Source organism: Klebsiella sp. D5A, assembly GCF_001620885.1.
GTDB classification, from domain to species: domain Bacteria; phylum Pseudomonadota; class Gammaproteobacteria; order Enterobacterales; family Enterobacteriaceae; genus Klebsiella; species Klebsiella variicola.
In genome coordinates, this window is sequence record NZ_LOAR01000022.1 from 43432 (window position 1) to 61507 (window position 18076).

The 18076-nt window shown below is 57.9% G+C and carries 18 protein-coding genes; 13 read left to right on the forward strand and 5 right to left on the reverse strand.

What is annotated here, in order from left to right; all coding sequences use genetic code 11:
- Nucleotides 1-102 precede the first annotated feature (102 nt).
- On the forward strand, nucleotides 103-2655 hold the full coding sequence (gene cyaA, locus AS136_RS23980; RefSeq protein ID WP_002883383.1) for a class I adenylate cyclase: 2553 nt from the start codon (nucleotides 103-105) through the stop codon (nucleotides 2653-2655).
- 133 nt (nucleotides 2656-2788) lie between these two features.
- On the opposite strand, the gene cyaY is transcribed toward cyaA, so the two are convergent.
- The gene (gene cyaY, locus AS136_RS23985; RefSeq protein ID WP_002883389.1) at nucleotides 2789-3109 is read right to left on the reverse strand and encodes an iron donor protein CyaY; all 321 of its coding nucleotides are present in this window, start codon (nucleotides 3107-3109) and stop codon (nucleotides 2789-2791) included.
- Between the two features lie 138 nt (nucleotides 3110-3247).
- On the opposite strand from cyaY, the gene lptM reads away from it, so the two are divergent.
- The 8 genes from lptM to corA all read left to right on the forward strand — a co-directional run bounded on the left by lptM (nucleotide 3248) and on the right by corA (nucleotide 10162).
- On the forward strand, nucleotides 3248-3451 hold the full coding sequence (lptM, locus tag AS136_RS23990) for an LPS translocon maturation chaperone LptM (protein WP_004886794.1): 204 nt from the start codon (nucleotides 3248-3250) through the stop codon (nucleotides 3449-3451).
- A 35-nt stretch (nucleotides 3452-3486) separates the two neighbouring features.
- Nucleotides 3487-4311, forward strand: coding sequence for a diaminopimelate epimerase (gene dapF, locus AS136_RS23995; RefSeq protein WP_002883394.1), 825 nt, complete (start codon nucleotides 3487-3489; stop codon nucleotides 4309-4311).
- Nucleotides 4308-5015, forward strand: a complete 708-nt coding sequence (locus AS136_RS24000; RefSeq protein WP_008807952.1) for a DUF484 domain-containing protein — start codon at nucleotides 4308-4310, stop codon at nucleotides 5013-5015. Before dapF ends, AS136_RS24000 begins: the two co-directional genes overlap by 4 nt.
- The gene (xerC, locus tag AS136_RS24005) at nucleotides 5012-5914 is read left to right on the forward strand and encodes a tyrosine recombinase XerC (protein ID WP_023323441.1); all 903 of its coding nucleotides are present in this window, start codon (nucleotides 5012-5014) and stop codon (nucleotides 5912-5914) included. The genes AS136_RS24000 and xerC overlap by 4 nt, the downstream gene beginning before the upstream one ends.
- Nucleotides 5914-6630: a 5-amino-6-(5-phospho-D-ribitylamino)uracil phosphatase YigB gene (gene yigB / locus AS136_RS24010; protein ID WP_012969191.1), complete on the forward strand. Its 717-nt coding sequence runs from the start codon at nucleotides 5914-5916 to the stop codon at nucleotides 6628-6630. Before xerC ends, yigB begins: the two co-directional genes overlap by 1 nt.
- A gap of 63 nt (nucleotides 6631-6693) precedes the next feature.
- A complete protein-coding gene (gene uvrD, locus AS136_RS24015; protein WP_012543235.1) occupies nucleotides 6694-8856 on the forward strand; it encodes a DNA helicase II in 2163 nt (720 codons plus the stop codon).
- Between the two features lie 148 nt (nucleotides 8857-9004).
- Entirely contained in the window at nucleotides 9005-9061 is a 57-nt protein-coding gene (gene ysgD, locus AS136_RS29430) for a YsgD/CorL family protein (RefSeq protein ID WP_349815745.1), read from the forward strand.
- A 150-nt stretch (nucleotides 9062-9211) separates the two neighbouring features.
- A complete protein-coding gene (gene corA / locus AS136_RS24020) occupies nucleotides 9212-10162 on the forward strand; it encodes a magnesium/cobalt transporter CorA (protein ID WP_012543234.1) in 951 nt (316 codons plus the stop codon).
- A 43-nt stretch (nucleotides 10163-10205) separates the two neighbouring features.
- On the opposite strand, the gene rarD is transcribed toward corA, so the two are convergent.
- A complete protein-coding gene (gene rarD, locus AS136_RS24025) occupies nucleotides 10206-11099 on the reverse strand; it encodes an EamA family transporter RarD (protein WP_063267049.1) in 894 nt (297 codons plus the stop codon).
- A gap of 48 nt (nucleotides 11100-11147) precedes the next feature.
- Entirely contained in the window at nucleotides 11148-11612 is a 465-nt protein-coding gene (yigI, locus tag AS136_RS24030; protein WP_002883404.1) for an acyl-CoA thioesterase YigI, read from the reverse strand.
- 152 nt (nucleotides 11613-11764) lie between these two features.
- Here yigI and pldA point away from each other — a divergent pair, with 152 nt between their 5' ends.
- The 3 genes from pldA to rhtC all read left to right on the forward strand — a co-directional run bounded on the left by pldA (nucleotide 11765) and on the right by rhtC (nucleotide 15201).
- Entirely contained in the window at nucleotides 11765-12625 is an 861-nt protein-coding gene (gene pldA / locus AS136_RS24035; RefSeq protein WP_002883408.1) for a phospholipase A, read from the forward strand.
- Between the two features lie 67 nt (nucleotides 12626-12692).
- On the forward strand, nucleotides 12693-14519 hold the full coding sequence (gene recQ / locus AS136_RS24040) for an ATP-dependent DNA helicase RecQ (RefSeq protein ID WP_023296874.1): 1827 nt from the start codon (nucleotides 12693-12695) through the stop codon (nucleotides 14517-14519).
- A 61-nt stretch (nucleotides 14520-14580) separates the two neighbouring features.
- Entirely contained in the window at nucleotides 14581-15201 is a 621-nt protein-coding gene (gene rhtC / locus AS136_RS24045; RefSeq protein ID WP_008807945.1) for a threonine export protein RhtC, read from the forward strand.
- Between the two features lie 44 nt (nucleotides 15202-15245).
- Here rhtC and AS136_RS24050 read toward each other — a convergent pair whose 3' ends face one another.
- Nucleotides 15246-16166 (reverse strand): Rpn family recombination-promoting nuclease/putative transposase, encoded by a 921-nt coding sequence (locus AS136_RS24050; protein ID WP_023323442.1) that lies wholly within the window; start codon nucleotides 16164-16166, stop codon nucleotides 15246-15248.
- Nucleotides 16167-16328: 162 nt separating this feature from the next.
- Nucleotides 16329-16949 (reverse strand): homoserine/homoserine lactone efflux protein, encoded by a 621-nt coding sequence (gene rhtB / locus AS136_RS24055; RefSeq protein WP_008807943.1) that lies wholly within the window; start codon nucleotides 16947-16949, stop codon nucleotides 16329-16331.
- A 109-nt stretch (nucleotides 16950-17058) separates the two neighbouring features.
- On the opposite strand from rhtB, the gene pldB reads away from it, so the two are divergent.
- Complete coding sequence (pldB, locus tag AS136_RS24060) at nucleotides 17059-18051, forward strand: lysophospholipase L2 (RefSeq protein ID WP_008807942.1); 993 nt, start codon at nucleotides 17059-17061, stop codon at nucleotides 18049-18051.
- Nucleotides 18052-18076 lie beyond the last annotated feature (25 nt).

Sequence of the window (18076 nt, forward strand, 5' to 3'; positions counted from 1 at the left end):
TCATCACAACCACACCGACGACGAATGGTGACGGTTTTTGTTGAAATACTGAAATCCTCCGTACTATTGTACTTCGGGTTTTTGAACATCAGGCGATATGTCTTGTACCTCTATATTGAGACACTGAAACAGAGACTGGATGCCATCAACCAATTGCGCGTGGATCGCGCGCTTGCTGCCATGGGACCCGCTTTCCAGCAGGTTTACAGTCTACTGCCAACGTTACTACATTATCATCACCCGCTGATGCCGGGTTACCTTGACGGTAACGTTCCCCGTGGCATTTGCCTCTACACGCCTGATGAAACCCAACGCCACTATCTTGAAGAACTGGAGCTGCATCGCGGCATGCAGACCCAGGAGCCGCCGAAAGGCGAGCTGCCGATCACCGGCGTCTACTCGATGGGCAGTACTTCCTCCGTTGGTCAAAGCTGTTCTTCCGATCTGGATATCTGGGTATGTCACCAGGCCTGGCTGGATAGCGAAGAGCGCCAGCTGCTGCAGCGAAAATGCAGCCTGCTTGAGAGCTGGGCGGCCTCGCTCGGCGTGGAAGTCAGCTTCTTCCTGATCGACGAAAACCGCTTCCGTCATAATGAAAGCGGCAGTCTCGGCGGCGAAGACTGCGGTTCGACTCAGCATATCCTGTTGCTCGATGAGTTCTATCGCACCGCGGTGCGCCTCGCCGGCAAGCGTATTCTGTGGAATATGGTGCCGTGCGATGAAGAAGAGCATTACGATGATTACGTCATGGGGCTGTATGCTCAGGGCGTGCTGACGCCTAACGAATGGCTCGATCTCGGCGGCCTCAGTTCGCTGTCGGCGGAAGAGTACTTCGGCGCCAGCCTGTGGCAGCTGTATAAAAGTATCGACTCCCCCTATAAAGCGGTGCTGAAAACGCTGCTGCTGGAAGCCTACTCCTGGGAATACCCCAATAACCGCCTGTTAGCGAAAGATATCAAACAGCGTCTGCACGACGGCGAGATTGTCTCCTTCGGCCTCGACCCGTACTGCATGATGCTGGAGCGCGTGACTACCTATCTGCAGGCCATCGAAGATGAAACCCGCCTCGACCTGGTGCGCCGCTGCTTCTACCTGAAAGTCTGTGAAAAACTCAGCCGCGAACGCGCCTGCGTCGGCTGGCGTCGCGAAGTCGTCAGCCAGTTGGTGAATGCCTGGGGCTGGGACGAAAAGCGTCTGATGATGCTCGACAACCGCGCCAACTGGAAAATTGATGAAGTGCGCAAGGCGCACAACGAACTGCTCGACGCCATGATGCAGAGCTATCGTAATCTGATCCGCTTCGCGCGGCGCAATAACCTTAGCGTCTCCGCCAGCCCTCAGGATATTGGCGTGCTGACCCGTAAGCTGTATGCGGCCTTTGAAGCGCTGCCGGGGAAAGTCACGCTGGTGAACCCGCAAATTTCGCCGGATCTGTCGGAACCGAACCTGACCTTTATCCACGTGCCGCCGGGCCGTGCCAACCGTACCGGTTGGTATCTGTATAACCGCGCGCCGGATATGGAATCGATCATCAGCCATCAGCCGCTGGAATATAACCGTTATCTTAATAAGCTGGTGGCCTGGGCCTGGTTTAACGGCCTGCTGACCTCACGCACCCGCCTGTTTATTAAGGGCAACGGCATCGTCGATCTGGCGAAGCTGCAGGAGATGGTGGCCGACGTGTCGCACCACTTCCCGCTGCGCCTGCCGGCGCCGACGCCAAAAGCGCTGTACAGCCCGTGCGAAATCCGCCATCTGGCGATTATCGTCAACCTCGAATATGACCCGACCGCGGCCTTCCGCAATCAGGTGGTGCACTTCGACTTCCGTAAACTGGATGTTTTCAGCTTCGGTGAAGAGCAAAAATGTCTGATCGGCAGCGTCGACCTGCTGTATCGCAACTCGTGGAACGAAGTGCGTACGCTGCACTTTAACGGCGAGCAGGCGATGATCGAAGCGCTGAAAACGATCCTCGGCAAAATGCATCAGGACGCCGCGCCGCCGGACAGCGTGGAGGTGTTCTGCTATAGCCAGCACCTGCGCGGCCTGATCCGCACCCGCGTGCAGCAGATGATCTCCGAATGCATCGAACTGCGTCTCTCCAGTACCCGCCAGGATACCGGGCGCTTCAAAGCGCTGCGCGTCTCCGGCCAGACGTGGGGGCTGTTCTTCGAGCGTCTTAACGTTTCGGTGCAGAAGCTGGAAAACGCCATTGAGTTCTACGGCGCTATCTCGCACAACAAGCTTCACGGGTTGTCGGTGCAGGTGGAAACCAATCACGTTAAGCTGCCGGCGGTGGTGGATGGCTTCGCCAGCGAAGGGATTATTCAGTTCTTCTTTGAAGATGCGGATAACAACGACAGCGGCTTTAACATCTATATTCTTGATGAGAGCAACCGTGCCGAGGTCTATCATCACTGCGAGGGCAGTAAAGAGGAGCTGGTGCGCGACGTCAGCCGCTTCTATTCGTCATCGCACGATCGTTTCACCTACGGCTCCAGCTTTATCAACTTCAACCTGCCGCAGTTCTATCAGATTGTCGAGGTAGACGGGCGCACCCAGGTGATCCCCTTCCGCACCCAGGCGATTGCCGCCGCGATACCCACCAGCCAGGACGTTACCGCCTCGCCGGTGCTGCAGCAGCGCTACTCGTAGATTTGGCCCGGATAAGGCGTGAGCCGCTATCCGGAGATATTCCCTGCTGGCGCTGCGCTTAGCAGGGCTACGGTTCTAAGTCGTCGGGTAGCCCGGATAAGGCGCGATGCGCCGCCATCCGGGAAACACGTCATTAACGGAATTTCACCGTCTCACCGGCCTGCTGGCTCGCCGCCTGCTCCAGCAAATCCCAGAAGGTCTCGCCGCTGCGATCGCAGATCCACTCGTCGCCTTTGAGATCAAAATGGTAGCCGCCCTGTTTGGTGGCCAGCCACACCTGGTGCAGCGGCTCCTGACGGTTAATAATGATTTTGCTGCCGTTTTCAAAGCTGATGGTCAGCACGCCGCCGTTGATTTCACAGTCGATGTCGCTATCGCCGTCCCAGTCGTCCAGGCGTTCTTCGATGGTCATCCACAGGCTATCCGCCAGGCGATGGAATTCACTGTCGTTCATGGTTCTATCCTGCTTTTTTGAAGATGGCGGCAGTATAGCGCGAAACAAAAGCGCGCGCAGTCGGATGCTAAACGCTTGCTTTTACGTCTTCTCCTGCGATGATAGAAAGCAGAAAGAATGAATCACGGGCAACTATCAATGAAAAACGTTTTTCCTACGCTTGCCGTTTTGTTTGCGATCTTCAGCCTGACCGGCTGCGGTCTGAAAGGGCCTCTTTATTTCCCGCCGGCGGACAAAACCGCGCCGCCGCCGACCAAACCGGTTAACCCGGGCATTCAGAGCTCAACGCCGGATCGTAACGATCGTGGCGATACCGGTGGTCCGAGCCAGGTCAATTACTAACGATAACGTTCTGTTCCGCGCAACTGGAGTAGATGATGCAGTTCTCTAAAATGCATGGCCTTGGCAACGATTTTATGGTCGTTGACGCGGTAACGCAGAATGTTTTTTTCTCGCCGGAGTTGATTCGCCGCCTGGCAGATCGCCATCTTGGCGTCGGGTTCGATCAGCTGTTGGTCGTCGAGCCGCCCTACGATCCCGATCTGGATTTTCATTACCGGATCTTTAACGCCGACGGCAGCGAAGTGTCGCAGTGCGGCAACGGCGCGCGCTGTTTTGCCCGCTTTGTCCGGCTGAAAGGCCTGACCAATAAACGTGATATTCGCGTGAGTACGGCCAACGGGCGTATGGTATTAAGCGTAACGGAAGACGATCTGGTGCGGGTGAATATGGGCGAGCCTAACTTTGAGCCGTCCCAGGTGCCGTTCCGCGCCAACAAAGCGGAAAAGACCTATATCATGCGTGCCGCCGAGCAGACAGTATTGTGCGGCGTGGTGTCCATGGGGAATCCGCACTGCGTCATCCAGGTGGATGACGTGGATACGGCGGCCGTAGAAACCCTCGGCCCGGTGATGGAAAGCCACGAGCGTTTTCCGGAGCGCGCCAATATCGGCTTTATGCAGGTGGTCGGCCGGTCCCACATCCGTCTGCGCGTCTACGAACGCGGCGCGGGGGAAACCCAGGCCTGCGGCAGCGGCGCCTGCGCCGCTGTGGCGGTGGGGATCCAGCAGGGGCTGCTCGCTGAAACGGTACGCGTGGAATTGCCCGGCGGTCGTCTTGATATCGCCTGGAAAGGCCCGGGCCAGCCGCTGTTTATGACCGGCCCGGCGGCCCATGTCTATGATGGATTTATTCATTTATGAAACCAATCGGGGAAGAACAGCAGGAGGTTACCAGCGCGTTGAACGATCGGGCGGTGGTGGACTATCTGTTGCAACATCCTGAATTTTTTATTCGTAATGCCGCCCAGGTTGAACATATCCGTGTCCCGCATCCGGTCCGCGGTTCGATTTCGCTGGTGGAGTGGCACATGATGCGGGCGCGTAACCATATTCATGTGCTGGAAGAGAATATGTCGCTGCTGATGGAGCAGGCGGTCGCTAATGAAAGCCTGTTCCAGCGCCTGCTGCAGCTGCAAACGCGGCTGGCGGCCGCGGAGAGCCTCGATGATATGCTCAACCGCCTTCATCGCTGGGCTCGCGAGCTGGGGTTAGCTGGCGCCACGGTGCGCCTGTTCCCTGACTGCTGGCGCCTCGGCGCGCCCTCGAAGTTTACCCATTTGGCGTTAAGCCGGCAGGCGTTTGAGCCGATCCGTATTCAACGTCTGGGCCAGGCGCGCCACTATCTTGGGCCGCTGAACGGTCCGGAGCTGCTGGTGGTGCTACCGGAAGCGAAGGCCATTGGATCCGTGGCGATGTCGATGCTGGGCGGCGATAACGCTCCGGGCGTGATGCTCTTTAGCAGCCGCGATGCGCAGCATTATCAGTCAGGGCAGGGGACGCAGTTGCTGCAGGAAATTGCGCAGATGCTCCCTGGCCTGCTGGAGCGCTGGATTGAACGCGCATGACCGACTCTCCGCTTTCCGCCTGCGTCGACCGCTTCCTGCGCTATCTCGGCGTTGAGCGTCAGCTTAGCCCGATTACGCTGACTAACTACCAGCGTCAGTTGGACGCGTTGATCGCCCTGGCGGATGAGGCTGAGCTGAAAAGCTGGCAGCAGTGCGATGCCGCTCAGGTGCGTAGCTTTGCGGTACGCAGCCGCCGTGCGGGTTTAGGACCGGCGAGCCTGGCGCTGCGGCTTTCCGCGCTACGCAGCTTCTTTGACTGGATGGTCAGTCAGGGCGAACTGGCCGCTAACCCGGCGAAGGGGATTGCGGCGCCGAAAATTCCCCGCCACTTGCCGAAAAATATCGATGTCGATGATGTAAATCGGCTGCTGGATATCGACCTCAACGATCCGCTCGCGGTGCGCGACCGGGCGATGCTGGAAGTGATGTACGGTGCAGGTCTGCGTCTGTCTGAGCTGGTCAACCTTGATATTAAGCACCTCGACCTCGAAAGCGGTGAGGTTTGGGTGATGGGCAAAGGCAGCAAAGAACGCCGTTTACCGATCGGTCGCAACGCGGTGACGTGGATTGAGCACTGGCTGGATTTGCGCGGCCTGTTCGGTACTGATGACGACGCGCTGTTTTTGTCGAAGCTGGGTAAACGCATTTCGGCGCGCAACGTGCAGAAGCGATTTGCCGAGTGGGGGATTAAGCAGGGGCTGAACAGCCATGTGCACCCGCACAAGCTGCGCCACTCCTTTGCTACCCATATGCTGGAGTCCAGTGGCGATCTGCGCGGCGTGCAGGAGCTGTTGGGCCATGCTAACCTCTCCACCACTCAAATCTATACCCATCTTGACTTTCAACACCTTGCCTCGGTGTACGATGCCGCGCATCCGCGCGCTAAACGGGGGAAATAATGCGTTTTTACCGACCTCTGGGCCAGATTTCCGCACTGACGTTTGACCTGGACGACACCCTATATGATAACCGCCCGGTGATTGACCGGACGATGCACGAGTCGCTGGCCTTTGTGCGCAATTACCATCCGTCGCTCAGCCAGTTCGATGCCCATGAGCTTAACCAACTGCGTCAGACGCTGCTGGCATCTGAGCCGGAGATCTACCACGACGTGACCGTCTGGCGCCATCGTGCGCTGGAGCTCGGCATGCGTAACGCTGGGCTCTCCGCCGAAGCGGCAAAAGCCGGCGCCGATGCGGCGATGGAAAACTTCGCCCACTGGCGCAGCCGGGTCGATGTTCCGCAGGAGACCCACGATACGCTGGCGAAGCTGGCACAGAAGTGGCCGCTGGTGGCCATTACCAATGGCAACGCCCGCCCCGAGCTGTTCGGCCTGAGCGACTATTTCCGCTTCGTGCTGCGCGCGGGTCCGGATGGTCGTTCCAAGCCGTTTGCCGATATGTATCACCTGGCGGCGGCGCGTCTGAATTTACCGCTCGGGCACATTCTGCACGTCGGCGATGATCTGACGACCGACGTCGCCGGTTCGCTGCGCTGTGGGATGCAGGCCTGCTGGATCAAACCGCAAGGTGCGGACCTGATGCACACCGCGGACAGCCGCCTGCTGCCGCATATTGAAATTTCACGGTTGGCATCTCTGACCTCGCTGATATAATCACCAGTCACTCTGTATATATTAACAGGGGTTCATGGAACCCCTTCTCTTCCGGCGGTGCCAATGGACGTTTCTTACCTGCTCGACAGCCTTAATGACAAACAGCGTGAAGCCGTAGCGGCCTCGCGCACCAATATGCTGGTTCTGGCAGGGGCGGGCAGTGGTAAGACGCGCGTTCTGGTGCACCGTATCGCCTGGCTGCTGAGCGTGGAGAACTGCTCGCCGTACTCGATTATGGCGGTGACCTTTACCAACAAAGCGGCGGCGGAGATGCGCCACCGTATCGGCCAGCTGATGGGCACTACCCAGGGCGGCATGTGGGTAGGCACCTTCCACGGCCTCGCGCACCGCCTGCTGCGTGCGCATCATCTGGACGCCAACCTGCCGCAGGATTTCCAAATCCTCGACAGCGAAGACCAGCTCCGTCTGCTGAAGCGTCTGATTAAGGCGATGAACCTCGATGAGAAGCAATGGCCGCCGCGTCAGGCGATGTGGTACATCAACAGCCAGAAAGATGAAGGGCTGCGCCCGCATCACATTCAGAGCTACGGCAACCCGGTCGAGCAGACCTGGCAGAAGGTCTATCAGGCCTACCAGGAGGCCTGCGACCGCGCCGGGCTGGTGGATTTCGCCGAGCTGCTGCTGCGCGCGCACGAGCTGTGGCTGAACAAGCCGCATATCCTGCAGCACTATCGTGAGCGTTTCACCAATATCCTTGTCGATGAATTCCAGGACACCAACAACATCCAGTACGCCTGGATCCGCCTGCTGGCGGGCGATACCGGCAAAGTGATGATCGTCGGCGATGATGACCAGTCGATTTATGGCTGGCGCGGCGCGCAGGTCGAGAACATTCAGCGCTTCCTCAACGACTTCCCCGGCGCGGAAACTATTCGCCTGGAGCAGAACTATCGTTCAACCAGCAATATTCTTAGCGCTGCCAACGCCCTGATTGAAAACAACAACGGGCGCCTGGGCAAAAAGCTGTGGACCGACGGTGCCGACGGCGAGCCGATTTCGCTGTACTGCGCCTTCAACGATCTCGACGAAGCGCGCTTCGTGGTGAACCGCATTAAAACCTGGCAGGAGAACGGCGGCGCGCTGGAGCAATGCGCCATTCTCTATCGCAGTAACGCCCAGTCGCGCGTGCTGGAAGAGGCGCTCCTGCAGGCCAGCATGCCGTACCGTATCTACGGCGGTATGCGCTTCTTCGAACGTCAGGAAATCAAAGATGCGCTCTCTTACCTGCGCCTGATTGCCAACCGTAACGACGATGCCGCCTTTGAGCGGGTGGTCAATACGCCGACCCGCGGCATCGGCGATCGCACGCTGGACGTGGTGCGCCAGACCTCGCGCGATCGTCAGCTGACGCTGTGGCAGGCCTGCCGCGAGCTGCTGAAAGAGAAAGTGCTGGCTGGCCGTGCCGCCAGCGCTCTGCAGCGCTTTATGGAGTTGATTGACGCGCTGGCGCAGGAAACCGCCGATATGCCGCTACATGTTCAGACCGATCGGGTGATTAAAGACTCCGGGCTGCGCGCGATGTACGAGCAGGAGAAAGGCGAGAAGGGCCAGACCCGTATTGAAAACTTAGAGGAACTGGTGACGGCGACGCGCCAGTTCAGCTACAACGAAGAAGATGAAGACCTGATGCCGCTGCAGGCGTTCCTCTCTCACGCCGCGCTGGAGGCGGGCGAGGGGCAGGCGGACACCTGGCAGGACGCGGTTCAGCTGATGACCCTGCACTCGGCGAAAGGGCTGGAATTCCCGCAGGTGTTCATCGTCGGCGTCGAGGAGGGGATGTTCCCGAGCCAGATGGCCCTTGATGAAGGCGGCCGCCTGGAAGAGGAGCGTCGTCTGGCCTACGTTGGCGTAACGCGCGCCATGCAGAAGCTGACGCTGACCTACGCCGAAACCCGCCGCCTGTACGGCAAAGAGGTTTACCATCGCCCGTCGCGCTTTATTGGAGAACTGCCGCAGGAGTGCGTAGAAGAAGTGCGTCTGCGGGCCACGGTGAGCCGTCCGGTAAACCACCAGCGACTGGGGGCGCCGATTGCCGAGAGCGATACCGGCTACAAGTTAGGTCAGCGGGTGCGTCATCCGAAGTTTGGCGAAGGCACTATCGTCAACCTCGAAGGCAGCGGCGAGCACAGCCGGCTGCAGGTGGCTTTTCAGGGCCAGGGAATCAAATGGCTGGTGGCGGCTTACGCGCGGCTTGAGACGGTGTAACTTTAAGAAAAATATCATTATTTTGTAATATTCTGCTACCTTTATACGTTAAGGCGCCTGATTTGCGCTTTCGCGTTCCGTTGCGTGTTGACGCCGATTTTGCGCTGGCGTAACATGCGCGCACGATTACGCTAAGAGGACATTCGCCTTGGACACACCCAGTAGATGCTGGCTCAACTTCCTGTCATTCAGGAACAACTCCTAAGGCTATCCTCTTATGCTGATAGCCTTAGCGGTTGTCAGCGACCTGCCCTATTCCCGTCGCGCTGAGTCAGGCTTAATGGTCTGAAACCCAATTTGTTTCTGTGTGCCCACCGAACTGTCCGATAATTTTTTTGCATTGGGAGTCCCGGTCATGCTGAGCGCATTTCAACTGGAAAACAATCGTTTAACGCGCCTGGAAGCCGATGAGATCAAGCACCTCGCCAGCTCGGTGTGGGTCGATCTGGTCGAGCCTGACGACGATGAGCGAAGCCGCGTGCAGACGGAACTGGGTCAGAACCTGGCGACGCGCCCGGAACTGGAAGATATCGAAGCCTCCGCGCGTTTCTTTGAAGATGAAGACGGGTTACACATCCACTCGTTCTTCTTTTTTGAAGATGCGGAAGATCACGCCGGCAACTCTACCGTGGCGTTTACCATCCGCGAAGGCCGCCTGTTCACGCTGCGCGAGCGCGAACTGCCCGCTTTCCGCCTGTACCGTATGCGCGTGCGCAACCAGACGCTGGTCGACGGTAACGCCTACGAACTGCTGCTCGACCTGTTCGAAACCAAAATCGAGCAGCTGGCGGATGAAATTGAAAATATCTACAGCGACCTGGAAAAGCTGAGCCGCGTGATTATGGAAGGCCATCAGGGCGACGAGTACGATGAAGCGCTGTCGACGCTGGCGGAACTGGAAGATATCGGCTGGAAGGTCCGCCTCTGTCTGATGGATACCCAGCGCGCGCTGAACTTCCTGGTGCGTAAGGCGCGCCTGCCGGCGGGCCAGCTGGAACAGGCGCGGGAGATCCTGCGCGATATCGAATCCCTGCTGCCGCACAACGAATCGCTGTTCCAGAAGGTGAACTTCCTGATGCAGGCGGCGATGGGCTTCATCAACATCGAGCAGAACCGCATCATCAAGATCTTCTCGGTGGTGTCGGTGGTATTCCTGCCGCCAACCCTGGTGGCGTCCAGCTACGGGATGAACTTTGAATTTATGCCGGAGCTGCACTGGAGCTTCGGCTACCCGGGGGCGATCGTCTTTATGATGCTGGCCGGCCTGGCGCCATATCTCTACTTCAAGCGTAAAAACTGGCTGTAAAAAAAGGGAGCGGCGGCTCCCTTTTTTACTGGCAGAGGCCGGCTTAGCCTCTGCGCAGCCGGCGCTGGGTATACAGCGCATCGACGATAAATACCGCCAGCGCGACCCAGATAAAGCCGAAGGTCACCATTTTATCCTTGCCCGGCACTTCGCCGTAGAACGTCACCGCCAGCAGGAACATCAGCGTTGGGCCGATGTACTGGAAAAAGCCCAGCGTGGAGAGCCGCAGGCGCGTTGCCGCGCCAGTGAAGCACAGCAGGGGAATGGTCGTGACCACGCCCGCGGCCATCAGCAGCAGATTGAGCGACCAGGGGTTCTCCCCCATATGGCTGGTCGGGCTATCAGTGATGCCAAACAGCCAGATTGCCGCCACCGGCAGTAGCCACAGCGTTTCCACCAGCATGCCGGTCTGCGCGTCGACAGCGATTTTCTTCCGCACCAGGCCGTAAAAGGCAAAACTGAAGGCCAGCCCAAGGCCGATTATCGGCAGCGAACCAAAGGTCCACAGCTGGACCAACACGCCGCAAAAGGCGAGGATCACCGCCAGCCACTGCAGGCGACGGAAGCGTTCGCCGAGGAAAATCATCCCCAACAGAATATTTACCAGCGGGTTGATAAAGTAGCCGAGGCTGGCTTCCAGCATATGGTGGTTATTCACCGCCCAGATGAACAACAGCCAGTTACCGCCGACCAGCACTGCCGAGAGCGCCAGCAGGAAGATCTTGCGCGGCGTCTTCAGCAGCTTTTTCACCTGCGGCCACTGGCGGCTGACGCTGATGAGCGCCACTATGAAGAAGAAGGACCAGATCACGCGATGGGTCAGAATTTCATCGGCGGGAACATAGTAGATAAGTTTGAAGTACGCTGGCGCGATACCCCAGATAAAGTAGGCGGCGAGGGCCAGAATGATCCCCAACCGCGTCTGTTTCGCATCCATCGGTAAAATCCATTGCCAAAGAGAGTGATGTTACTCGATTTTGGCCAATCAACCCACCATATAGGTGGCCGTTGCGCTGGCAATATAGACCTGAGCTTCGTTATGCAGTTCCACGCGGGCTACCGCCACTTTATTGCCGGCGCGCAGCAGAGTGCTGGTGGCGGTAAACCGTTCGCCACGGCCCGGACGCAGGTAGTCTACGCGCAGGTCGATGGTTCCCATGCGGGAGAGGCGTTGGCGCAGCTCTTCTTCGTTGATGGTGTCATGGCGGGTGAGGGTGCTGCCGACGCAGACCAGGCCAGCGGCGACGTCCAGCGCGGAGGCGATCACTCCGCCATGCAAAATACTCTGCGCCCAGTTGCCGACCATCATCGGCTGATTATTAAAGCTGAGCTGGGCAAACGCCTTTTCATAGCGCTCCAGTTCGAGACCGAGGGCACGGTTAAACGGCATGTGATAGACGAAAATCTCCCCCACCAGTTTCAGCGCTGCTTCGGCAGTAAGTTCAGACATAACACCGGTTCCATTCGTTAACAAAATGTTGATTTTATGCTTCTAAAATATTGATTTCCACTTTCGGAGCGGATTAGGGGGCAGGTGATTAATAAACAGGTAGAATGGCTTCAGGTTAAACAAAAATAAAAACTATTTATCAGGAGACCAGCATGCGTATCTCTTTGGCCTGCCTGGTGGCGCTGTGCGCGCTACCGGCCGGTGTTATGGCGCAGGATGCGTCGGTTCACGACAAACCGGCAGTGCGCGGCAGCATTATCGCCAACCTGCTCCAGGACCATGATAATCCTTTCCTGCTCTATCCTTATGAGAGCAACTATTTGCTCTACACATGGACCAGCGACCTCAATAAAGAGGCGATCCGCAGCTATGACTGGGCCGAAAATGCCCGTAAAGATGAAGTGAAATTTCAGCTGAGTCTGGCGTTCCCGCTGTGGCGCGGCATCCTGGGCGATAATTCGCTGCTCGGCGCATCGTACACCCAGAAATCCTGGTGGCAGCTCTCCAACAGCAAAGAGTCGGCGCCGTTTCGCGAAACCAATTACGAACCCCAGCTGTTTTTGGGCTTTGCGACCGACTACCAGTTTGCCGGCTGGACGCTGCGTGACATCGAGATGGGGTATAACCACGACTCGAATGGTCGTTCCGACCCCACCTCGCGCAGCTGGAACCGGCTTTACGCCCGCCTGATGGCGCAAAACGGCAACTGGCTGGTGGAAGTGAAGCCCTGGTATGTGGTGGGCAACACCGATGATAACCCGGATATCACCAAATATATGGGCTATTACCGGCTGAAGGTGGGCTACCAGCTGGGAGAGGCGATCCTGAGCGCGCAGGGGCAATATAACTGGAACACCGGCTATGGCGGGGCGGAGCTCGGCGTGAGCTATCCCATTACCAAACATGTTCGCGCCTATACGCAGATCTACAGCGGTTACGGCGAATCGCTTATCGACTACAACTTTAATCAAACGCGCGTCGGCGTCGGGCTAATGCTCAACGATCTGTTTTAATCGTTGCACTCTGGCTCACAGGCGCTGAAAATAGCGCCTGTTTTCTTTTCAGGCAAATGGGGTCAACGTGGCACAGGCGGAAGTATTAAATCAGGAATCGCTGGCGAAGCAGGTTTTACAAGAGACCTTCGGCTACCAGCAGTTCCGTCCTGGCCAGGAAACGATTATCGAGACGGTGCTTGAGGGCCGGGACTGCCTGGTGGTCATGCCGACCGGTGGCGGTAAGTCGCTGTGCTATCAGGTGCCGGCGCTGGTCATGGGCGGTCTGACGGTCGTGGTCTCACCCCTGATCTCGCTGATGAAAGACCAGGTCGATCAACTGCTGGCCAACGGCGTGGCGGCGGCTTGTCTGAACTCGACGCAAAGCCGCGAGCAGCAGCAGGAAGTGATGGCCGGCTGTCGCAGCGGGCAGGTTCGTCTGCTGTATATCGCGCCGGAACGGTTGATGCTGGATAACTTTCTTGAGCATCTGGCGAACTGGAACCTGGCGATGCTGGCGGTAGACGAAGCGCACTGTATCTCCCAGTGGGGCCATGACTTCCGTCCGGAATATGCCGCGCTGGGCCAGCTGCGCCAGCGGATGCCGAAGATCCCGTTTATGGCGTTGACCGCCACCGCCGATGACACCACCCGCCGTGATATCGTCCGTCTGCTCGGGCTTAACGATCCGCTGATTCAGGTCAGCAGCTTCGACCGGCCGAACATCCGCTATATGCTGATGGAGAAATTCAAACCGCTCGACCAGTTGATGCGCTACGTTCAGGATCAGCGTGGCAAATCGGGCATCATCTACTGCAACAGCCGCTCGAAAGTGGAAGATACCGCCGCGCGTCTGCAGAGCCGCGGCATCAGCGCGGCGGCTTACCATGCTGGTCTGGAAAACGCCGTTCGCGCCGACGTGCAGGAGAAATTCCAGCGCGACGATCTGCAGATCGTGGTGGCGACGGTGGCCTTCGGGATGGGTATCAACAAGCCGAACGTCCGCTTTGTGGTGCACTTCGATATCCCGCGCAATATTGAATCTTACTACCAGGAAACCGGCCGCGCCGGGCGTGATGGCCTGCCGGCGGAAGCGATGCTGTTTTACGATCCGGCGGATATGGCGTGGCTGCGCCGCTGTCTGGAAGAAAAGCCCGCCGGACCGCTACAGGATATCGAGCGGCATAAGCTGAATGCGATGGGGGCGTTTGCCGAAGCGCAAACCTGTCGTCGTCTGGTGCTGCTGAACTACTTTGGCGAAGGGCGCCAGGAGCCGTGCGGCAACTGCGATATCTGTCTTGACCCACCAAAGCAGTACGATGGCTTAATGGATGCGCGCAAGGCGCTGTCAACGATTTACCGGGTGAATCAACGTTTCGGGATGGGTTACGTGGTGGAGGTCCTGCGCGGGGCCAACAACCAGCGCATCCGTGACATGGGCCACGAGAAGCTGCCGGTTTACGGTATCGGCCGGGAGCAGAGTCACGAGCACTGGGTGAGCGTGATCCGCCAACTGATTCACCTTGGGCTGGTGACGCAGAATATCGCCCAGCACTCCGCACTGCAGCTGACCGAAGCCGCACGACCGGTGCTGCGCGGCGAGGTGCCGCTGCAGCTTGCCGTACCGCGTATCGTGGCGCTGAAGCCGAAGGCGATGCAGAAATCCTTTGGCGGCAATTATGACCGCAAGCTGTTTGCCAAGCTGCGCAAATTGCGTAAAGCGATCGCCGACGAAGAGAATATCCCGCCATACGTGGTCTTCAACGACGCGACGCTGATCGAGATGGCGGAACAGTCGCCACTCACCGCCGGCGAGATGCTCAGCGTCAACGGCGTGGGGACGCGTAAACTTGAGCGCTTCGGTAAAGAATTCATGGCATTGATACGCGCTCATGTCGATGGTGATGATGAGTAGTCAGCCGCGGGAAAAGGTGCCAGAATAGTTTCCCTCTTCACTATTTTCCTGCGAGTTAACTATGCTGATGCTTTTCCTCACCGTGGCGCTGGTGCATATCATTGCGCTGATGAGCCCGGGGCCGGACTTTTTCTTTGTCTCACAAACGGCCATCAGCCGCTCGCGCAGAGAGGCGATGATGGGTGTGCTGGGGATCACCTGCGGCGTAATGATCTGGGCGGGGGTTGCCCTGCTCGGCCTGAACCTGATCCTCGCGCAGATGGCGTGGCTGCATAACATCATCATGGTCGGTGGCGGCCTGTATCTGTGCTGGATGGGCTACCAGATGCTGCGCGGCGCGCTGAAAAAAGAGGCGGTGGCCTCGGCGGAGCCGCAGGTGGAGCTGGCCCGCAGCGGACGCAGCTTCGTGAAGGGACTGCTGACCAATCTGGCGAATCCGAAAGCGATCATCTACTTCGGCTCGGTGTTCTCGCTGTTCGTGGGTGACAGCGTCGGCGCTGGTGCGCGCTGGGGTATTTTCCTGCTGATTATCGTCGAGACGCTGGCCTGGTTTATGGTGGTTGCCAGCCTGTTCGCCCTGCCGGGGATGCGCCGCGGCTATCAGCGGATGGCGAAGTGGATCGATGGTATCGCCGGTACGCTGTTTGCGGGCTTCGGCATCCACCTGATTATCTCGCGTTAACCGGTATGCTGTTTCCCACCCGGCTGTTTCCGGGTGGGAAAGTGTCAGTGGCGAAGCCGCTGCAGCTCATCCTCAGCCAGACCGGTCATTTCCATAATAGCTGCGTCATCAATACCGCGTTTGCGCATCGCTTCGGCAACCTGCAGCAAGGCCTGGTGTTTACCTTCTTTTATGCCTTGCTGTACGCCTTCCTTGATGCCTTTCTCCATACCTTCTGCAAGCCATGTTTCCGCCAGCGTCATCAGTAATCCTCCATGCTGCGGCACGCGCTGTGCCAGTCCGTACAAGAGTGTCCGAGTATCCTCGGCATCTCCTGCCTGAGCCATATAGTTTACCAATACGGTGATTTGTTGTCCGCTCATCTGCTCCAGCAGTAAGAGATGGGTCAACTTATCCAGCAATTGCGCCATATCGCGCTGGCGGATGTGCTTTTGCACCAGCGTCAGGGCTGCCATGCTGCGGTGCTGCATGATGTCGTCGTCGGGGATCACCGTGATATCGACCAGCGGAAACGCCCCGCTATAGAGCTGGCGGGCGGTCTCAGGATCGGCAAAATTATCCAGCCAGCGCATCGACCAGGGATAGGGGCTGCGTCGTCCCTGATAAAAGAGAATAGGGATAACCAGAGGCAGCGTTTTATGGCCGCTCTCCAGGTGCCGCTGCATGGCGGCGACAGCATAGCGCATTAAGCGAAAGGCCATCAGCTTATCAGGTGCGCTCTGGTGTTCGATCAGAACATGGACATAGCCCGCACCGCGGGTGGTTTCCAGCGAATAAAGGATATCGCTGTAGTAAGGCCTGAGATCGTCTTCGAGAAAGCTGCCGGATTCCAGACGCAGGGTATCCAGTTTGCAGATCTGTATTAACGACGAAGGCAGGTGGAGCTCGATAAAATCGCGCGCCGTCTCTACCCGCGAGAGAAAGGTTTTAAATACCGCATCATGAGGAGTCGCCGTTTCCGCCATTGCCGTTCATCCGTGAATCACGTATCTGGCGGCATCCTGACACGGTGGGTTCAACGCCGACAGCGGGTAAAAAAATTAATTACCCGCTTTGCGTGTCGGCTCGTGCAGAGAGTGCGCGTTTTTCGCCCGGCAAACCTCTCTTTGCGAGCGAGATTCCATGATTCAGGCGTGACGGGCGGAGGCGAGCAGCGCCCCGACCAGCATAAACAGCGACCCAAAGACTTTGTTCAGCGCCTTCATCTGCTTTGGCCCTTTGATCCATGCGGAAATGCGCTGCGCCAGGGTCGCATAGCCAATCATCACAATGATATCGACGACAATGGTGGTGACGCCCAGAACAAGATACTGCATCACCTGCGGCTGGTGCGGCAGGATAAACTGCGGAAACAGGGCGGCCAGAAACACAATGCTTTTGGGGTTGGTTAGATTCACGAACACCGCGCGCTGGAACAGTTTGCCGCGCGTCTGCGCCTTCGCCAGAGTATTCAGGTCGATCGCCCCCGCCGCCCGCCATTGCTGGATCCCCAGCCAGATAAGATAAGCCGCGCCGGCCCATTTCAGCACTTCAAAGGCCAGCACCGAGCGGGAGAAAAGGGTGCCGAGACCAACACCAACCAGCACGATATGAATAACCAGCCCGGTCTGCAAACCGGCAATCGACGCCGCCGCGCCGCGGTAACCGTGGTTAATGGAGGTGGTCATGGTATTAATCGCTCCGGAACCTGGTGACAGGCTGAGAATGATTGATGTCAGCAGGTAGGCGAACCACCACTCAATGGTCATGAGAAACTCCCTGATTGTCTGTTTTTATGCCACAATACGCTATTGTGTCAGCATTGTGTGATACAGGGCAAAAAAACGATTTTCAGCGGTTAACAGGGGTGTAAACCCGATGTTTGGGCAGAAAAAGGACTGGGAAACACGAGAAAACGCGTTTGCGGCCTTTAGCATGGGGCCGCTGACGGATTTCTGGCGACAGCGCGAAGAGGCTGAATTTAAAGGCGTCGATGATGTGCCGGTACGCTTTGTTCGCTTCTGCGCGCAAAATAACGATCGTCTGGTGCTGATTTGCCCCGGGCGCATTGAAAGCTACGTGAAGTATGCCGAAGTCGCCTACGATCTCTTTCACAGCGGCTTTGACGTGATGATTATTGACCATCGCGGCCAGGGACGCTCGGGCCGCCTGCTCTCTGATACCCACCGCGGACACGTCGTCAACTTCAGCGACTATGTCGATGACCTGGCGGCGCTCTGGCAGCAGCAGGTGGTCCCCGGACACTGGCGAAAACGGTTTATCCTCGCTCACTCTATGGGCGGGGCGATTGCCACGCTTTTTCTGCAACGTTACCAGGCGCATTGCGATGCGATTGCGCTCTGCGCGCCGATGTTCGGGATTATCATTCGATTACCGGACTGGATGGTGCGCCATATTCTCGACTGGGCTGAGGGCCATCAGCGCATTCGCGAAGAGTATGCCATCGGCACCGGGCGCTGGCGGGCGCTGCCTTTTGCCGTTAACGTGCTGACGCACAGTCGACAACGCTATCGTCGCAACCTGCGCTTCTATGCCGATGAACCGCGACTGCAGGTTGGCGGCCCGACCTGGCACTGGGTGCGTGAGGGCATGCTGGCCGGCGACGAAGTGCTGGCGAATGTGGAAAAAGACACCGCCCCGACGCTGCTTTTACAGGCAGAGGAGGAGCGGGTGGTCGATAATCTGATGCACGACCGCTATTGTGAATTACGGGCCGCTGCCGGCCATCCCTGTGAGGGCGGTAAACCGCTCGTCATTGAAGGGGCATATCATGAGATCCTTTTTGAAAAGGACGCTATGCGCTCAGTCGCGCTCAATGCCATCGTCGAGTTTTTCAATCGACATACTTAATCCGACGATAACGCTCGTCGCCCTG

Coding starts and splice junctions, on each gene's coding strand:
- lptM (WP_004886794.1), top strand. CDS start 3,248: ATGAAAAACGTTTTTCCTACGCTTGCCGTTTTGTTTGCGATCTTCAGC.
- yigI (WP_002883404.1), bottom strand. CDS start 11,612: ATGTCTGAACTTACTGCCGAAGCAGCGCTGAAACTGGTGGGGGAGATT.
- AS136_RS24000 (WP_008807952.1), top strand. CDS start 4,308: ATGAAACCAATCGGGGAAGAACAGCAGGAGGTTACCAGCGCGTTGAAC.
- AS136_RS24050 (WP_023323442.1), bottom strand. CDS start 16,166: ATGGCGGAAACGGCGACTCCTCATGATGCGGTATTTAAAACCTTTCTC.
- uvrD (WP_012543235.1), top strand. CDS start 6,694: ATGGACGTTTCTTACCTGCTCGACAGCCTTAATGACAAACAGCGTGAA.
- dapF (WP_002883394.1), top strand. CDS start 3,487: ATGCAGTTCTCTAAAATGCATGGCCTTGGCAACGATTTTATGGTCGTT.
- xerC (WP_023323441.1), top strand. CDS start 5,012: ATGACCGACTCTCCGCTTTCCGCCTGCGTCGACCGCTTCCTGCGCTAT.
- cyaY (WP_002883389.1), bottom strand. CDS start 3,109: ATGAACGACAGTGAATTCCATCGCCTGGCGGATAGCCTGTGGATGACC.
- pldA (WP_002883408.1), top strand. CDS start 11,765: ATGCGTATCTCTTTGGCCTGCCTGGTGGCGCTGTGCGCGCTACCGGCC.
- rhtB (WP_008807943.1), bottom strand. CDS start 16,949: ATGACCATTGAGTGGTGGTTCGCCTACCTGCTGACATCAATCATTCTC.
- yigB (WP_012969191.1), top strand. CDS start 5,914: ATGCGTTTTTACCGACCTCTGGGCCAGATTTCCGCACTGACGTTTGAC.
- pldB (WP_008807942.1), top strand. CDS start 17,059: ATGTTTGGGCAGAAAAAGGACTGGGAAACACGAGAAAACGCGTTTGCG.
- corA (WP_012543234.1), top strand. CDS start 9,212: ATGCTGAGCGCATTTCAACTGGAAAACAATCGTTTAACGCGCCTGGAA.
- rhtC (WP_008807945.1), top strand. CDS start 14,581: ATGCTGATGCTTTTCCTCACCGTGGCGCTGGTGCATATCATTGCGCTG.
- rarD (WP_063267049.1), bottom strand. CDS start 11,099: ATGGATGCGAAACAGACGCGGTTGGGGATCATTCTGGCCCTCGCCGCC.